The 15,228-nt window shown below is 66.0% G+C and carries 17 protein-coding genes; 8 read left to right on the forward strand and 9 right to left on the reverse strand.

Features of this window, described 5'->3' with window-relative positions; genetic code table 11:
* Window position 1: 1 nt before the first annotated feature.
* From I7S92_RS09905 to I7S92_RS09930, 6 genes are all read right to left on the reverse strand, one after another.
* Window positions 2-814, reverse strand: a complete 813-nt coding sequence (locus I7S92_RS09905; protein ID WP_197643678.1) for a ParA family protein — start codon at window positions 812-814, stop codon at window positions 2-4.
* Window positions 801-1,427: a 16S rRNA (guanine(527)-N(7))-methyltransferase RsmG gene (gene rsmG / locus I7S92_RS09910; protein WP_197643466.1), complete on the reverse strand. Its 627-nt coding sequence runs from the start codon at window positions 1,425-1,427 to the stop codon at window positions 801-803. The genes I7S92_RS09905 and rsmG overlap by 14 nt, the downstream gene beginning before the upstream one ends.
* Complete coding sequence (mnmG, locus tag I7S92_RS09915) at window positions 1,424-3,289, reverse strand: tRNA uridine-5-carboxymethylaminomethyl(34) synthesis enzyme MnmG (protein WP_197643468.1); 1,866 nt, start codon at window positions 3,287-3,289, stop codon at window positions 1,424-1,426. The genes rsmG and mnmG overlap by 4 nt, the downstream gene beginning before the upstream one ends.
* 12 nt (window positions 3,290-3,301) lie before the next feature.
* Complete coding sequence (mnmE, locus tag I7S92_RS09920) at window positions 3,302-4,588, reverse strand: tRNA uridine-5-carboxymethylaminomethyl(34) synthesis GTPase MnmE (protein ID WP_197643470.1); 1,287 nt, start codon at window positions 4,586-4,588, stop codon at window positions 3,302-3,304.
* A gap of 13 nt (window positions 4,589-4,601) precedes the next feature.
* A complete protein-coding gene (gene rho, locus I7S92_RS09925; RefSeq protein WP_197643472.1) occupies window positions 4,602-5,873 on the reverse strand; it encodes a transcription termination factor Rho in 1,272 nt (423 codons plus the stop codon).
* A 138-nt stretch (window positions 5,874-6,011) separates the two neighbouring features.
* Complete coding sequence (locus I7S92_RS09930) at window positions 6,012-6,470, reverse strand: CopD family protein (RefSeq protein ID WP_197643473.1); 459 nt, start codon at window positions 6,468-6,470, stop codon at window positions 6,012-6,014.
* Window positions 6,471-6,887: 417 nt separating this feature from the next.
* Between I7S92_RS09930 and I7S92_RS09935 the strand changes: the two genes are divergently transcribed.
* Genes I7S92_RS09935 through dnaQ form a run of 4 tightly spaced genes read left to right on the forward strand, consistent with a single transcriptional unit; the run spans window position 6,888 to window position 9,631 of the window.
* Window positions 6,888-7,481 (forward strand): Maf family protein, encoded by a 594-nt coding sequence (locus I7S92_RS09935; RefSeq protein WP_197643474.1) that lies wholly within the window; start codon window positions 6,888-6,890, stop codon window positions 7,479-7,481.
* Window positions 7,478-8,317 carry a shikimate dehydrogenase gene (locus I7S92_RS09940; protein WP_197643475.1) on the forward strand — a complete coding sequence of 280 codons (840 nt, stop codon included), beginning with the start codon at window positions 7,478-7,480 and terminating at the stop codon, window positions 8,315-8,317. The genes I7S92_RS09935 and I7S92_RS09940 overlap by 4 nt, the downstream gene beginning before the upstream one ends.
* Window positions 8,314-8,904 (forward strand): dephospho-CoA kinase, encoded by a 591-nt coding sequence (coaE, locus tag I7S92_RS09945; protein ID WP_197643476.1) that lies wholly within the window; start codon window positions 8,314-8,316, stop codon window positions 8,902-8,904. The genes I7S92_RS09940 and coaE overlap by 4 nt, the downstream gene beginning before the upstream one ends.
* A complete protein-coding gene (gene dnaQ, locus I7S92_RS09950) occupies window positions 8,897-9,631 on the forward strand; it encodes a DNA polymerase III subunit epsilon (RefSeq protein WP_197643477.1) in 735 nt (244 codons plus the stop codon). Before coaE ends, dnaQ begins: the two co-directional genes overlap by 8 nt.
* A gap of 4 nt (window positions 9,632-9,635) precedes the next feature.
* Here dnaQ and secB read toward each other — a convergent pair whose 3' ends face one another.
* Together secB and I7S92_RS09960 are read right to left on the reverse strand one after the other, a co-directional pair.
* Entirely contained in the window at window positions 9,636-10,151 is a 516-nt protein-coding gene (gene secB, locus I7S92_RS09955; RefSeq protein ID WP_197643478.1) for a protein-export chaperone SecB, read from the reverse strand.
* 54 nt (window positions 10,152-10,205) lie between these two features.
* On the reverse strand, window positions 10,206-10,661 hold the full coding sequence (locus I7S92_RS09960) for an FxsA family protein (RefSeq protein ID WP_197643480.1): 456 nt from the start codon (window positions 10,659-10,661) through the stop codon (window positions 10,206-10,208).
* Between the two features lie 121 nt (window positions 10,662-10,782).
* On the opposite strand from I7S92_RS09960, the gene I7S92_RS09965 reads away from it, so the two are divergent.
* The 4 genes from I7S92_RS09965 (at window position 10,783) to I7S92_RS09980 (ending at window position 14,033) form a co-directional block, all read left to right on the forward strand.
* Window positions 10,783-11,442 carry a Tim44/TimA family putative adaptor protein gene (locus tag I7S92_RS09965; protein ID WP_197643482.1) on the forward strand — a complete coding sequence of 220 codons (660 nt, stop codon included), beginning with the start codon at window positions 10,783-10,785 and terminating at the stop codon, window positions 11,440-11,442.
* 4 nt (window positions 11,443-11,446) lie between these two features.
* A complete protein-coding gene (mltA, locus tag I7S92_RS09970; RefSeq protein WP_197643484.1) occupies window positions 11,447-12,463 on the forward strand; it encodes a murein transglycosylase A in 1,017 nt (338 codons plus the stop codon).
* Window position 12,464: 1 nt separating this feature from the next.
* Window positions 12,465-13,049, forward strand: a complete 585-nt coding sequence (locus tag I7S92_RS09975) for a Smr/MutS family protein (protein WP_197643487.1) — start codon at window positions 12,465-12,467, stop codon at window positions 13,047-13,049.
* A gap of 72 nt (window positions 13,050-13,121) precedes the next feature.
* Window positions 13,122-14,033, forward strand: coding sequence for an SMP-30/gluconolactonase/LRE family protein (locus I7S92_RS09980; RefSeq protein WP_197643489.1), 912 nt, complete (start codon window positions 13,122-13,124; stop codon window positions 14,031-14,033).
* A 2-nt stretch (window positions 14,034-14,035) separates the two neighbouring features.
* On the opposite strand, the gene I7S92_RS09985 is transcribed toward I7S92_RS09980, so the two are convergent.
* Window positions 14,036-15,145, reverse strand: a complete 1,110-nt coding sequence (locus tag I7S92_RS09985; RefSeq protein ID WP_197643491.1) for an alpha/beta hydrolase — start codon at window positions 15,143-15,145, stop codon at window positions 14,036-14,038.
* Window positions 15,146-15,228: the final 83 nt, after the last annotated feature.

Consider the following 15,228-nt stretch of genomic DNA (forward strand, 5'->3'; position numbering starts at 1 on the left):
GTCAGGCCTCTGCTGTTGCGGGAGTCTTGCGGCGATCGGCGATTTCCCTGGCCAGGGCCCTGTAGGCCTCGGCGCCCTTGGAGGCCGGGTCGTAGCTCAGCACGGGCAAGGCATGGGACGGCGCCTCGCTGATTCGCACGTTGCGCGGGATCGTGGTCCGCATGACCAGTTCCCCCATGTTCGCGCGCGCATCCGCTTCGACCTGCGCCGTCAACCTGTTGCGGCGGTCATGCATGGTCAACACTATACCTTCGATCCGCAGGTCGGGATTCGCCGAGCGGCGCACGTCGCGAATCGTCAACATCAACTGGGATAGGCCTTCAAGCGCGAAGAACTCGCATTGCAGCGGGACAAGGACCGAATCGCTTGCGACCAGGGCATTGATGGTCAACAGGCTGAGGGCCGGGGGGCAATCGATCAGGATGTAGTCGAAGCCATAACCGTCGATTTCCGGCCGATGCAGCGCGTCATGCAACAAGTAGCTGCGCCGTTCGTTGGACACGATTTCCAGATCGGCCGAGGAGAGATCCGCATTCGCCGGAATGATGGAGATCTGTTCCATCGATGTCGGCATCACCACATCTTGTATGCTTGCGCCATCGACGATCAAGTCGTAGCTCGTCCGCTTCCGGTCATCCGGGCGAATTCCCATGCCGGTGGAAGAGTTTCCTTGCGGATCTATGTCCACCAGAAGCACGCGCTTGCCAAGTTCCGCAAGGCCTGCGGCCAGATTGATCGCAGTTGTCGTCTTGCCGACTCCGCCCTTCTGATTGGCCAGGGCAAGGATATGCGGCTTTGCTTCAGGCTTGGGCAGCACGATGTATATTCCTGATCACGAGAATCGCCGCACCTGGATCGGAGCAGCTCGGCTTGATTTCGACATCGAAGTCCCAAGTGGACCGGGCCTCTGCCAATTCCTCATTGTAACGCGCACCCTTCGGAAAAATCGCGACGCCCGCGGGGTGGAGATGTGTGCTGGCATGAGACAGCAGGTCGGAGAGCGGCGATAGCGCGCGGGCTGACAGCACATCTGCCGCCTGCGGCGGAATCGATTCGATTCGTTTATCGAGGACCACGACGTCCAATCCAAACTGTTGTGCGGCCTGCCGAAGAAATGTCGCTTTACGTCTATCGGATTCGACAAGCGTCACGCGCAGCCCAGGAGCCAGTTCACGCGCCAGAATCGAGACAACGATTCCCGGAAAACCGCCGCCCGACCCGAGGTCGAGCCAGTTTTTCGCCCCCGCTGGAAAATACTGGAAGATCTGCGCCGAATCGGAGATGTGTCTTTGCCAGATCTCGGAAACTGTCGACTTGCTCACGAGATTGATCGCTGTCGTCCATTTTCGGACGAGCATTTCGAAATCCAGAAGAGTCTGGACTGTTTCACGTGAAACATCGACGCCGGGAAGGCCCACAGCTGTCATGCCCGGACAGGCTCCGCCTTCGGTTTGCGAAGATGGGCGAGAATCAGGACGAGAGCCGCAGGTGTCACGCCTTCGATTCGCGACGCCTGCAGGATCGTTTCCGGGCGGTCGCGCATCAATTTCAGCCGAAGTTCCGTCGAAAGTCCCGAAATACCACAATAATCAAAAGACTCCGGGATCAGCTGCGTCTCCTGCCGACGCAAGTCGGAGACTTCCCGCGCCTGCCGATCCGCATATTGGTCATACATCGAATCAATCTGGAGCTGTTCCAGCAGCTCCGATGACACAGTCCCGAACACATCCACCACGCTGGCCAGCACGCCAAGATCCGCGCCAGGCAGAGCCAGTGCCGCATAAGCGCTCCGCTTGTTCCCGTCTCGGCTGATGTTCACACCTGCTTCCGCAAGCACCTTCGCGCCGACCATCACGGCGGACAGAGCATCGCGACTGGTTTCAAGAGCCTCTCGCTTGGCCAGGAAAGCAGCCCGGCGGGCGTCGCTTACGCAGCCTGCCGCGATGCCAAGAGGAGTCAGCCGGCGGTCCGCATTGTCCGCCCGAACAGTCAGCCGGAATTCCGCGCGCGAGGTGAACATCCGATACGGCTCGGTAACGCCGCGGGAGATGAGATCGTCCAGCATCACGCCGATGTAGCTGTCGGTCCGGCTGAATTCGATCGGGACCATACCCCTTGATGCTGCGGCGGCATTCAGGCCAGCCACAAGACCTTGCGCCCCCGCCTCCTCATAGCCCGTGGTCCCGTTGATCTGGCCGGCAAAATACAGGCCCTTCACCGCACGGGTTTCCAGGGTACGGTACAGCCCGCGCGGGTCGAAGTAGTCGTATTCGATCGCGTAACCCGGTTGCAGGATCTCGGTCCGCTCAAGGCCGGGGATCGTCCGGATATAGGCAGACTGCACTTCCTCTGGCAGCGAGGTCGAGAGCCCGTTAGGATAGACGGTGTGGTCATCCAGACCCTCGGGCTCCAGGAAGACCTGATGCGAGGTCTTCTCGGCAAAGCGTACGACCTTGTCCTCGATCGAGGGGCAGTAGCGCGGACCCACGCCTTCGATATGCCCCCCATACATTGCGGATCGGGAGAGGTTGTCCCGCACGATCTGGTGTGTTGCCTCGGAAGTATGCGTGATGCCGCAGGAGATCTGCTGTGCTTCCGGCGCCCGGTTCAGGAAGGAAAACACAACCGGAACCTCATCTCCAGCCTGGTGCTCAAGCCGCGACCATTCGATCGTGCGACCGTCCAGCCGCGGCGGGGTGCCCGTCTTCAGCCGTCCAACGGGCAAGGCCAGTTCGGCCAGTTGCGCCGCCAGCAGGCGCGAGGGCGAATCCCCCATCCGCCCGCCCGACATCCGCCGGTCGCCGATATGGATCACCCCATTCAGGAAAGTCCCGGCCGTCAGCACGATCCGGCCCGATGCAAGCTCCAGGCCGGACGCCAGCACGACTCCGGCGACAGCGCCGCCGGTCAGGCGGAAACCCGCCACTTCGCCCTCGATCACCTCCAGCCCCGGCGTCGCCAGGAGCTCGGCTCGCATCGCGTCCCGATAGAGGCGTCGGTCGATCTGGGCGCGCGGCCCCTGCACGGCAGGACCCTTCCGCCGGTTCAGCAAGCGGAACTGGATGCCTGCCCGGTCCGCCATCCGTCCCATCAAACCATCCAGCGCGTCGATCTCGCGCACCAGATGCCCCTTGCCCAGGCCTCCGATCGCCGGATTGCACGACATCGCGCCCAAAGTCTCGATCCGCAGCGTCACCAGGGCCGTTGAGACGCCCATCCGGGCCGCTGCAGCAGCCGCTTCAGCGCCCGCATGGCCGCCGCCGATCACGATGACATCGTAGTGTTTCACGTGGAACACCCTTCACTTGCCGATGCAGAAGCTGGCGAAAATCTCGCCGAGGAGGTCGTCGACATCCACTCGCCCGACCAGCGCGTCCAGCGCGCGGACAGCCTGCCGCAGATGCTCCGCCGCCAATTCGACGCGCGAGTCATCTCTTACCACTTCCACCCGTGACTCGGCCAGAGCGGCAATCGCGGTTGTAACAGCCACGCGATGCCGTTCGCGCACCAAAGCGCCGGCGGAACCGACGCGTTCGCCCAGGATTTCGCCGATCCGGGCCATCAGTTCTGGCACTCCGGCCCCCGTCTTTCCCGAGACCGACAGTTCAGCGCCACCTGATCTTGTGTCAGCCTTACCAAGAACCACAAGATCATTGCCAACAGGCTCCAACCCCGGCACGGCGGATCCATCCGTCAGGAACAGGCGCAAATCCGCCGCTTGCGCCCGGGCCAGGGCGCGGTCGATGCCTGCCTGCTCCAGCCGATCCTCGGTTTCCCGCAGGCCGGCGGTATCCAGGAAGGTAACCGGCAGCCCGGCGATCTCCATCCGCACCTCGATCACGTCGCGCGTCGTCCCGGCAATCTCGGAAGTAATCGCGGCCTCGCGCCCCGCGAGCTGGTTCAGCAGCGTCGACTTCCCGGCGTTCGGCGCCCCGACGATGGCGACCTCGAACCCATCCCGGATCCGCTCCGCCGCCGCCACCCCCGCCGCCTCGTGCCCGAGGTCGGCCATCAGCCCGTCGATCAGCGCCAGCACCTCGGGCGAGACATCCACCGGCACATCTTCATCGGCGAAGTCGATGGTCGCCTCCAGAAGCGCCCCGGCCCGGATCAGGTCGCGCCGCCAGCCCTCGACCTTGTGGCCCACCGAGCCGGACAGCACCCGCACCGCCTGCCGTCGCTGCGCCTCGGTCTCAGCGTCGATCAGGTCGGCCAGACCTTCGACCTGCGCCAGGTCCAGAACGCCGTTTTCCAGCGCGCGGCGGGTGAACTCCCCCGGCTCGGCCAACCGCAAGCCGGGTTGCCCTGCCAGCGCCCGCAGCACCGCGCCCACCACCGCCGGGCCGCCGTGGCAGTGCAGTTCCACCACCGCCTCGCCGGTAAAGCTCGCGCCCTCGGAAAAGGACAGAACCAAGGCCTCGTCCAGCAGCTCTCCACCCCAGATCAGCCGCCGCAGCCCCGCCACCCGCGCATCTGGAAGCGAGCCGCACAGCGCAAGACCGGCCGCAAAAGCCGCCGGTCCCGATACACGAACCACGGCGAGGCCCGACCGACCCCGCGCCGTGGCGAGGGCATAGATCGTGTCCATCGCCAGCCGCCTGTCAGGTGTTCATCGACTCGAAGAATTCCGAGTTCGACTTCGTCTGCTTCAGCTTCGAGATCAGGAACTCGATCGCATCCGTAGTGCCCATCGGGTTCAGGATGCGGCGCAGGACGTAGGTCTTCTGCAGGTCGGTCTTGTCGACCAGCAGGTCCTCTTTCCGGGTGCCGGACTTGAGGATGTCCATCGCCGGGAAGACGCGCTTGTCGGCCACCTTGCGGTCCAGCACGATCTCGGAGTTGCCGGTGCCCTTGAATTCTTCGAAGATCACCTCGTCCATCCGGCTGCCGGTATCGATCAGCGCCGTCGCGATGATGGTCAGCGACCCGCCCTCCTCGATGTTCCGCGCCGCGCCGAAGAAGCGTTTCGGGCGTTGCAGCGCGTTGGCATCGACACCGCCGGTCAGCACCTTGCCCGAGGACGGAACCACGGTGTTGAAAGCCCGGCCCAGGCGGGTGATCGAGTCGAGCAGGATCACCACGTCGCGCTTGTGCTCGACCAGGCGCTTGGCCTTTTCGATCACCATTTCCGCCACCGCGACGTGCCGCGTCGCCGGTTCGTCGAAGGTCGAGGCCACGACCTCGCCCTTCACCGTGCGCTGCATGTCGGTGACTTCCTCGGGGCGTTCGTCGATCAGAAGGACGATCAGATAGCACTCCGGATGGTTGGTCGCGATGGAATGCGCGATGTTCTGCAGCAGCACCGTCTTGCCCGTCCGCGGCGGCGCCACGATCAGCCCGCGCTGGCCCTTGCCGATGGGCGAGACCAGGTCGATGATCCGGGCCGAGCGGTCCTTGATCATCGGATCCTCGACTTCCATCTTCAAACGCTCGTCGGGATACAGCGGCGTGAGGTTGTCGAAATGGACCTTGTGCTTGGCCTTCTCTGGGTCGTCGAAATTGATCTTGGTGGCCTTGGTCAGGCTGAAATAACGCTCGGTCTCGGACGGGGCCTTGATCACCCCTTCGATGGAATCCCCGGTCCGCAGCGAGAACTGGCGGATCATCTCGGGCGAGACGTAGATGTCATCCGGCCCCGGCAGGTAGTTGGCCTCGGGCGAGCGCAGGAAGCCGAACCCGTCCTGCAAGACCTCCAGCACGCCGTCGCCGCCGATTTCCCAGCCTTCCTCGGCATGTTCCTTCAGAAGCGAGAACATCATCTCGCCCTTGCGCATCGAGGGCGCGTTCTCGATCTCCCATTCCTCGGCCATGGCCAGAAGGTCGGCCGGGGTCTTGGCCTTGAGTTGTGCGAGATTCAAGCGTTCGACGGACATGGACAGACCTTTGGCGGATCGGCCCGGAAAGGGGCGGATCGTCACAAGTGGAGGACGGGAGATGCCTTGGGCCGGACAGCCCTGCGAAGCCGCACCTAATGCGCGGGGCCGCAAAAGTCAATCAATCAGAATGGGCAATCAGAACCGGGTGATCACCGAAAAGACGATGATGACCATCAGGACGGTCGGCACCTCGTTCATCATCCGGTAGGTCCGCCCGCTGCGGGTGTTGGTCCCCTTGGCAAACTCCCTGCGCCTGGCGGACAGCCAGCCGTGGAACCAGCTCATCGCCAGCACCGCGCCTGCCTTCACCCAGGGCCAGGTGAAGGACCAGTCCACCACACCGGGGGTAAACACCAGCGCCAGCCCGAAGGTCCAGGTCGCCGCCATCGCCGGGTTGATGATCGCGCGCAGCAACCGCCGCTCCATGGTCTGGAACATCCTGTCGGTCGCCGAACCCGGCTCCACCTGCTCCACATGATAAACGTAGAGCCGGGGCAGGTAGAACATCCCCGCCATCCAGGCGATCACCGAGATGACGTGCAGCGACTTCGTGACCAGGTACCAGTCGGCCAGAAGATCCGTGATCCAGTCCATCGTCACCTTCCCGTTTCCTGCGGTCCTCCTTCTATAAAGAAAAGAATGAAGAAGGAATGTTGATGATGCAGGGCCTGTGAAGAACGGGATTAGCGGGTTGATCCCCGGCTTCTTCCACAGGGGCCAGGCTGGGGACAAGATCGGTAAAAGCCGGGACCGTCGGGCATGTCCTGGATGAAAATAATTTGATTTCAACGCATTGCGGAATTTCATGGCGCCAGGTCATCCACAGGCACACGGCGCGGGGGCCACAGGCACAACCTGTTTTCCGCAAGTGCGTGGCAATCCCCTGCACAGCGGGATATCTCTGGCCCGGGCGGCCCGGACTGCGACAGAAGCCCACAGGCGGCCCGCCGGCATCACTTTCACCCCCGCAGAGGGCCCAGGAACAAACCGCGGATATCCACAGGATCCTCCATGCATCTCATCCTCGCTTCCACCTCGCCCACCCGGCTGCAGATGCTTCGCGCCGCCGGTCTTGCGGTCGAAGCCGTCGCCCCCCGCGTCGATGAGGCGGCGGTCCGCGACGCGCTGGTCGCCGAGGGCGCGCATCCCCGCGACATTGCTGATGCGCTGGCCGAGATGAAGGCGCGCAAGGTGGCCGAGAAACGGCCCGAGGCCATCGTCCTTGGCTGCGACCAGGTCCTGGCGCTGGACCGCGAGACCTTCGCCAAGCCCGAAACGCCGCAGGATGCCCGCAACCAGCTGCTGCGCCTGCGCGCAAGGTCGCACAAGCTCCTCTCCGCCATCGTGGCCTATGAGAAGGGCGAGCCCGTCTGGCGCCATGTCGCCGAGGCGCGGCTGACCATGCACGCCTTCAGCGACGCCTATCTGGACGATTATCTGGCCCGGAACTGGGACAGCATCCGCCACTCGGTCGGCTGCTACAGGATCGAGGAGGAGGGCGTCCGGCTGTTTTCCGCCATTTCCGGCGACCATTTCACCATTCTCGGCCTGCCGCTGCTGCCCCTGTTGGCTTGGGCGGGAACAAAGGGCATGATCGCCAGATGACCGACCATCCCCGCATCCCGCTTGCCGCCGTCATCGGCCATCCCATCGCCCACAGCCGCAGCCCCGCCCTGCACAGCTACTGGCTGAAGCGGTACGGCCTGCCGGGGCATTACATCCCGATCGACATCGCCCCCACCGACCTGGCCGAGTTGATCCGCACCCTGCCGCGCCTCGGCTTCGTCGGGGCGAACATCACGATTCCGCACAAGGAGGCGATCCTGCATATCGCCGACATCGTGACCGACCGCGCCGCGCTGATCGGGGCGGCGAATACGCTGATCTTCCGCAAGGACGGCAAGATCCAGGCCGACAACACCGACGGCTCCGGCTTCATCGCCAACCTGCGGCAGAACGCGCCGAACTGGGCCCCCGCCGCCGGTCCCGCCATGGTGCTGGGCGCGGGCGGCGCCGCGCGCGCCGTGGTCGCCGCGCTGATCGAGGTCGGCGTGCCGGAAATCCGCATCTGCAACCGCACCCGCCCCCGCGCCGATGCGCTGCGCTCGGACTTCGGGGCCAAGGTGCAGGTGCATGAATGGGTGCAGGCCGGGAACCTCCTGGGTGACGTGGCGACGCTGGTCAACACCACCTCGCTGGGCATGACCGGCAAGCCGGATTTCCGGGTGTCGCTGGACGGGCTGAACCCCCGCGCGCTGGTCACCGATCTGGTCTATACGCCCCTGCAGACCCAGCTGCTGATCGAGGCCGAGGCGCGCGGCTGCACCGTTGTCGACGGGCTGGGGATGCTTCTGCACCAGGCGGTCCCCGCCTTCGAACGATGGTTCGGCGTCCGGCCCGAGGTCGACGAGGCCACCCGCAAGGCCGTGCTGGCCGCATGAGCTTCAAGCTGGGCCTCACCGGCGGGATCGGCATGGGCAAGTCCACCACCGCGCAGATGTTCGCAGCCGAGGGGATTCCGGTCTGGGATGCCGACGCCGCCGTCCATCGTCTTTACGGCGCCGGGCAGCCGGCCGCGCTGGCCATCGCCGCGCTGTTCCCGCAGGCGATCGAGGGTGGCGCCGTCAGCCGTCCCCGCCTGCGTCAAATCATTCAGCACGACCCTTCTGCGCTGGACCGGATCAACGCCGCCGTACATCCGCTGGTGGCCCAGGATCGCGCGCAGTTCCTTGCCGACCACCACGATGCCCCCATCGTGCTCCTCGACGTGCCGCTTCTCTACGAGACCGGCCTCGACTCTGCCTGCGACGCCGTGGCGGTGGTCTCGGTCCCCCCCGAGGTGCAGCGCGAGCGTGTGCTGGCGCGCGGCACCTCCGAGGCGGATTTCCAGCTGATCCTCTCGCGCCAGATGCCCGATGCCGAAAAACGCGTGCGGGCGGATTACATCATCCCCACCACCAGCCTTGCATCCGCCGAGACGGCGGTGAAAGAGGTGTTGGAAACCATCCGGCGGACCCTTGATGCGTGAGATCGTCCTCGACACCGAAACCACCGGCTTCGAACCCTCGGAAGGCCACCGCATCGTCGAAATCGGCGCGGTGGAACTGTTCAACCACCTGCCCACCGGCCGGACCTACCACCAGTACATCAACCCCGAGCGCGGGATGCCGCGCGAGGCGTTCGAGGTGCATGGCATCGGCCACGACATCCTTGAAACCCCCGGCCAGCCCGTCCCCGGCAGCGTGACCCTGCGCGACAAGCCGGTCTTTGCCCGCATCGGCCGCGCCTTCCTGGATTTCGTCGGCGAGGCGCAGCTGGTGATCCACAACGCCGCCTTCGACATGAAATTCCTGAACTTCGAGCTGGAACGGTGCGGCCTGCCGGGCCTGCCCTTCGCGCGCGCGACCGACACGCTGATGATGGCGCGGACCAAGTTCCCCGGTTCTCCCGCCTCGCTGGATGCCTTGTGCCGCCGCTTCGGGGTGGACAACACCATGCGCGAAAAGCACGGCGCGCTGCTCGACAGCGAGATCCTGGCCGAGGTCTATCTCGAGCTGATCGGCGGCCGTCAGCCCGATCTGGTGCTGGGCAGCGCGACGCCGGCCGCCAACCGGGGCCAGGGCGGCGAGACCGGCTGGCGCCCCCGTCCCCGGCCGGTGCCCCTGCCCCCCCTGATCACGCCCGAGGAGATCGCGGCGCATGAGGCGATGGTCGCAAAGCTGGGCGATGCGGCCATCTGGAAGAAACCGGCCTGAAGCCTCAGTTCACCTTTTCCGGTGCCTGGGCCTGCGCACGCCGCGCCAGTTCCTGACGATACAGCGACAGGAAATCCACCTGATCCACGTTCAACGCCGGGAAGCCGCCGTCGCGCGTCACGTCCGAGATGATCCGACGCACGAAGGGGAACAGCATGCGCGGGCATTCGATCAGCAGGAAGGGATGCAGCTGCTCGTCCGCGACGCCCTCGATCAGGAAGGTGCCGCCGTATTCCAGTTCAAGCAGGAACAGCGTGTCGCCGTTGGCCTTGTTCTTCGAGGTCACCTTGAACTTGGTGATCACTTCGAACTGGTTCGCTGCCGGCCGCTTGCGCGCGTCCAGGCTGACGGCGACCTGAATGTCGGGCTGGACCTCGCCCGCGCTCAGGCCCTTCTGGACGACGACATTCTCGAACGACAGGTCGCGCACATATTGCGCCAGCACCTGCATGCGGACCTGTTGCGGCTGGGCCGGCGCGGCGGCGCCGTTGCCGTTTTCTGCCGGGGTTTCTTCGGCCATTCCTGATACTCCTTCGCGGGACTGCCGCGTTCCTATCAGGTCAGGCCCGCGCCCTCAATGCCGCGTCCATTGCGAGGGCGGCGCCGAGGAATTGCCCTGACCGGGGGGCGGAACCTCATGCCATTCGCCCTCGATCACCGTGGACTGCACCACCACCCCGCGCTTGGCCAGCCTGCGCCCGACCAGCCGGATCACCAGTGTCCGCAGCGGCGGGATCAGAAGCAGGATGCCCAGCGCATCGGTGAAGAAGCCCGGCAGCAGCAGAAGGCCCCCGGCCATCACCACCATCACCCGATGCGCGATCGGCGACAGCGGATCGGCCAGCTCGTGCATGTCGCGGCCCAGCGTGACCGAGCCCGTGGTCGCGATCCCCTTCAGCACCACCAGCCCCAGCGCGGCCGAGATCAGCACCCAGGCCAGCGTCGCCCACAGTCCGATCGCCCCGCCGAGGGTCACGAAAAGCCCGATCTCGATCAGCGGAACGGCAAGAATTGCCAGCAGAATCCACATCTCACTCACCCTCTTGCCACTCTGGCCGGTCGCCTGTGGTAGACTTCGCCCATGCCCGCCCCTACATAGGGTCAAGCAGTGCAAAATCCAAACGGAACTACAAGCCTTCAGAGGTCAACGCATGAACGGGTCCCTGATCCAACTCCTGGTCCTTGCCGGGATCGCGATCTTTCTCATCCTCAAGCTGCGCTCGGTCCTGGGCACCCGTGACGGTTTCGAGAAACCCCCCGTCCCGCTGGAAGACGTGAAACCCCGTGTGCGCCGCGACTTCGAGGTGATCGAGGGCGGCCCTGACCGCGACATCACCGACCATGTGCCCGAAGGCTCGGACAGCGCCCGCGCCCTGGCCGAGATGAAGCGGGCCGAACCCTCCTTCGTCGTGCGCCCCTTCCTGGAAGGTGCGCGCGGGGCCTACGAGATGATCCTGATGGCCTTCGAGAAGGGCGAGCTCGACCGTATCCGCCCCTTCCTGTCGGATGACGTCGAGGCCAGCTTCGCCGAAGCCATCGCCCAGCGCGAGGCCGAGGGCCTTACGGTCGAGGCCAGTTTCGTCGGCATGAAGGAGCTGGAACTGCAGGACGCGACCTTCAACAAGGACAGCGGATTCGCGGAAATCTCGGTCCGCTTCGTCGGCGAACAGACCTATGTCGTGCGCAACAAGGCCGGCGAGATCGTCGAGGGCTCCCCGCGCGAGATCAAGAAGTCGCGCGACATCTGGACCTTCGCCCGCCAGATGGGTTCGGCCGATCCGAACTGGCAGCTGGTCGCGACCGGCGACTGATGCGATGCGGGCGCGCCTTGGCATCCTTGCGGCGGCCCTGATGGCCGCCCAGCCCGCCCCGGCCGAGATGCTGGATTTCGACGCGCTGGACGGCTGGTATGACGACAACCATGTCGAGGCGCTGGCCAGTTTCCTGCGCACTTGCGACCTGATCGACGATTCCGACTGGAAGCCGGTCTGCGCCCTTGCCGCCGACGTGCCGCAGGACGACGCCTCGGCCCGCAGCTTCTTCGAGCTGTTCTTCAAGCCGGTCGTCGTCGGCGATCCCCCCGCCCTCTTCACCGGCTATTTCGAGCCCGAGCTCGACGGCTCGCCGGTGCCGACCGGGCGCTTCCGCTTTCCGCTCTATCGCCGCCCGCCCGAATTGCAGGAGGGGATGGCCTACCACACCCGCGCCGCGATCGAGGGCGGGGCCATCGCCGGGCGCGGGCTGGAGCTTGCCTGGCTGGACGACGCGGTGGACGTCTATTTCCTGCAGGTCCAGGGCTCGGGCCGGATCCGCATGACCGACGGCACGGTGGTGCGCGTGGGCTATGCCGGGTCGAACGGCCATTCCTACCGCTCGGTCGGGCAGGAAATGATCCGGCGCGGCACGCATACGCTGGACCAGGTCTCGGCGCAGGAGATCGCGGCCCATGTCCGCGCCGAACCGACCGCGGGGCGGGAATTGCTGGACACCAACCCGTCCTACGTCTTCTTCCGCAAGATCGGCACGCTCGACCCGAAAGACGGCCCGATCGGCGCGATGGGCCGGTCGATCACCACCCTGCGCTCCATCGCCATCGACCCGCGCTACACCCCGCTCGGCGCCCCGGTCTGGATCGAGAAGGATGGCCGCGCGCCGATCCGCAGCCTGATGGTCGCGCAGGACACCGGCGGCGCGATCAAGGGGATGCAGCGCGCCGACATCTTCTACGGCACCGGCTCCGGGGCGGGAAATGCCGCCGGGACGGTCCGGGGCGGCGGGCGGATGGTCCTCCTCCTTCCCATCGACCGCGCCTTCGCCATGCTGGACCAGTGACATGGCCCGCCGCCGCCATCTGACGCCCGAGGAGGCCGACCTCTGGCGCAGCGTCGCCAGCACCGCGCGCCCGATGCATGCCGCCCCCCGGCTTTTGCCCGAACCCGCCGAGCTGCCGCCTGCGCCCGAACCCCTGCCGCCTGCGCGGCCCCGCCTCTCGCCCTTCGCGCTGGGCGAAAAGACCCGCCTGCCCGAGCGCCGCGACCTTGCGCCCACGCTGCCCCAGATTCTCGCGCCGCTGCAGATGGATGCCCGCACCCACGGCAAGATGACCCGCGGCAAGCTTGCCCCCGAGGCGCGGATCGACCTGCATGGCCTGACGCTCTCCGAGGCGCATCCCGAGCTGATCCGCTTCATCCTGAACGCCCAGTCGCAGGGGATGCGGCTGGTCCTCGTCATCACCGGCAAGGGCAAGCAGCGCGAGGATCTGGGCCCGATCCCGCAGCGCATGGGCGCGTTGCGCCATCAGGTCCCGCACTGGCTGCGACTGCCGCCCCTCGGCCCGGCGGTGCTTCAGGTCAGCGAGGCGCATCTGAAACACGGCGGCTCGGGCGCCTATTATGTCTACCTCCGCCGCCGGGGCTGATCGCTGAAGGATTGGCCTCGGGGCTGTTCAACCCTCGCATCTGGCCTATTCTGCATGCAAAGGGGCAAGCCCATGACCTACCAGATCGACGACCCCCGCTTTCGCGACCTGATCATCGGCTCGGCCCGGCTGGACCACCTCGCCACCGGCTGCCGCTGGGCCGAGGGGCCGGTCTGGTTCGCAGACCAGTCCTGCCTGCTGTTCTCGGACATCCCGAACCAGCGCATCCTGCGCTGGTCGCAGGACGCCGCCGGGGGGCCGGGCGCCATCACCACCTTCCGCCAGCCCTCCGGCTTTGCCAACGGCCAGACCCGCGACCGGCAGGGCCGGCTTGTCACCTGCCAGCACGGAAGCCGCAGCGTGACCCGGACCGAGATCGACGGCAGCATCACCACCCTTGCCGACAGCTACCAGGGCCGCCGCCTCAACTCGCCCAATGACGTGATCGTGGATTCGCACGGCGCGATCTGGTTCACCGACCCGACCTATGGCATCCGCTCGGATTACGAGGGCTACCACGCCGAGCCGGAACAGCCCGTGCGCGGCGTCTACCGCCTTGGCCCCACCGGCCAGCTCGACTGCGTGGCCGGGGATTTCCTGCAACCGAACGGCCTTTGTCTCTCCCCGGACGAGCGTATTCTCTACGTTGCCGACAGCGGCACCAGCCCGCAGCATGAGACGCCGCGCCATATCCTCGCCTTCGACCTGGCCGAGGGGAAGCTCTCCAACCAGCGCGTCTTTGCCCGGATCGACGCCGGGGTCCCGGACGGGATCCGGGTCGATGTCCAGGGCAATCTCTGGTCCTCGGCCGCCGACGGAGTGCATTGCTTCGCCCCCGACGGCACCCGCCTCGGCAAGATCCTGGTGCCCGAGACGGTGGCCAACCTTGCCTTCGGCGGCGCGCGGCGGAACCGGCTGTTCCTCACCGCCACCACCTCGCTCTACGCCGTCTACCTGGCCACCAACGGCGCCCAGCGGCCATAGACCTAGCGACCCGCCCGTACCTCGCCCAATTCGCCGATCGGGGACAGGATCACCTCGGTCGCGTTGCGCACCGTCAGGACCAGCCCCGGAAGCAGGCCGACCCGCGCCCTGGCATCGGCCCGGAACGCCTCGTCTATTCCCACCAGCCCCGCGAACAGGCTGAGAAGCGCGGCATTCTCGCCCAGGTTCAGATGCCCGTCCCCGGTATTGTAGGCCGCCGTGTCGAGGTAGATGATCTTCTGGTCCGCAATTGCCGAGACATCCTCCAGATTGCCCAGGCGCTCGCCCGTGCCGGACAGCGTCGCGGACAGGCCCAGCACGCGGTCGCGCGAGTTGCCGAAGACCAGGAAGGGCTCGGGCAACTTGCCGATGTCCTTGGCCTGGCTGCGGAACACGTCCAGGTCCAGGTCGGGCGAGATCAGGATCACCCCCGCCACCCGGTCCAGCGCATTGGAGCGGTGGCGCAGGGCCATCTGCCGCAGCGTCTCCATTGTCAGGGCCGCGCCCATCGAATGCGCGACGACGATGATGTCCTTTGCCCCGGCGCCGGCCACCTCGTTCAGCAGGTCTTCGAACCCGCTGCGGGAATACAGCATCGAGTCGCGGTCGTAGACATAGCCCAGCGCCGACCCGCGCGAGGGCCAGGCGTAATGCACCGCCACGCCCGGCACCTTCAGGTCATGGTGCATCTGCGCCACCCGGTAGACGCCCTCGGCCATCCGGGTGTTGAACCCGTGCACATAGACCACGGCGCTGGTCTGCTTGCGGATGCGCATCGCCTCGCGCAGGCTGTTGCGAAAGGAATCCGATCCGTCGAACAGCAGCGCGTTCTGGGTCAGGAAGTGTTTCGCCACGTCGGGCTTGCCTACCGTGGGCGGCCAGGTCAGTTCTCCCGGATCGCGGTCCACCGGGATCGCGATGTCATAACGCAGGAAATGCGCATCGTCCGAGCGTTCGCGGCCAAAGCCGCCTGCATCGCCCGCTTTGCGTGTGGTGCCGACGAAGATCGCCTCGGTCGCCTCGACCTTTGCCCCTTGGGGGACCGAGGCGAAATTGCCCCTCGGCGCACAGGCCGCGAGCGCCATGACCACCACCACGATAATGCGCCGCACGCCATGCCCCCCGCCGCTTCCCGGAAACGATCCTCGCCCCCGGACGCCAAGGCTTCAACCCCCGATCGCGCCGGTCGGTTCCG

The organism is Tabrizicola soli, assembly GCF_015999335.1.
Lineage (GTDB): Bacteria > Pseudomonadota > Alphaproteobacteria > Rhodobacterales > Rhodobacteraceae > Tabrizicola > Tabrizicola soli.

What these genes read in the sequence shown, in the direction of transcription:
- rsmG (WP_197643466.1), bottom strand. Translation starts at nt 1,427, where the DNA reads ATGACAGCTGTGGGCCTTCCCGGCGTCGATGTTTCACGTGAAACAGTC.
- I7S92_RS09940 (WP_197643475.1), top strand. Translation starts at nt 7,478, where the DNA reads ATGACCGACCATCCCCGCATCCCGCTTGCCGCCGTCATCGGCCATCCC.
- rho (WP_197643472.1), bottom strand. Translation starts at nt 5,873, where the DNA reads ATGTCCGTCGAACGCTTGAATCTCGCACAACTCAAGGCCAAGACCCCG.
- mnmE (WP_197643470.1), bottom strand. Translation starts at nt 4,588, where the DNA reads ATGGACACGATCTATGCCCTCGCCACGGCGCGGGGTCGGTCGGGCCTC.
- coaE (WP_197643476.1), top strand. Translation starts at nt 8,314, where the DNA reads ATGAGCTTCAAGCTGGGCCTCACCGGCGGGATCGGCATGGGCAAGTCC.
- I7S92_RS09980 (WP_197643489.1), top strand. Translation starts at nt 13,122, where the DNA reads ATGACCTACCAGATCGACGACCCCCGCTTTCGCGACCTGATCATCGGC.
- I7S92_RS09935 (WP_197643474.1), top strand. Translation starts at nt 6,888, where the DNA reads ATGCATCTCATCCTCGCTTCCACCTCGCCCACCCGGCTGCAGATGCTT.
- mltA (WP_197643484.1), top strand. Translation starts at nt 11,447, where the DNA reads ATGCGGGCGCGCCTTGGCATCCTTGCGGCGGCCCTGATGGCCGCCCAG.
- I7S92_RS09975 (WP_197643487.1), top strand. Translation starts at nt 12,465, where the DNA reads ATGGCCCGCCGCCGCCATCTGACGCCCGAGGAGGCCGACCTCTGGCGC.
- dnaQ (WP_197643477.1), top strand. Translation starts at nt 8,897, where the DNA reads ATGCGTGAGATCGTCCTCGACACCGAAACCACCGGCTTCGAACCCTCG.
- secB (WP_197643478.1), bottom strand. Translation starts at nt 10,151, where the DNA reads ATGGCCGAAGAAACCCCGGCAGAAAACGGCAACGGCGCCGCCGCGCCG.
- I7S92_RS09965 (WP_197643482.1), top strand. Translation starts at nt 10,783, where the DNA reads ATGAACGGGTCCCTGATCCAACTCCTGGTCCTTGCCGGGATCGCGATC.
- I7S92_RS09930 (WP_197643473.1), bottom strand. Translation starts at nt 6,470, where the DNA reads ATGGACTGGATCACGGATCTTCTGGCCGACTGGTACCTGGTCACGAAG.
- I7S92_RS09960 (WP_197643480.1), bottom strand. Translation starts at nt 10,661, where the DNA reads ATGTGGATTCTGCTGGCAATTCTTGCCGTTCCGCTGATCGAGATCGGG.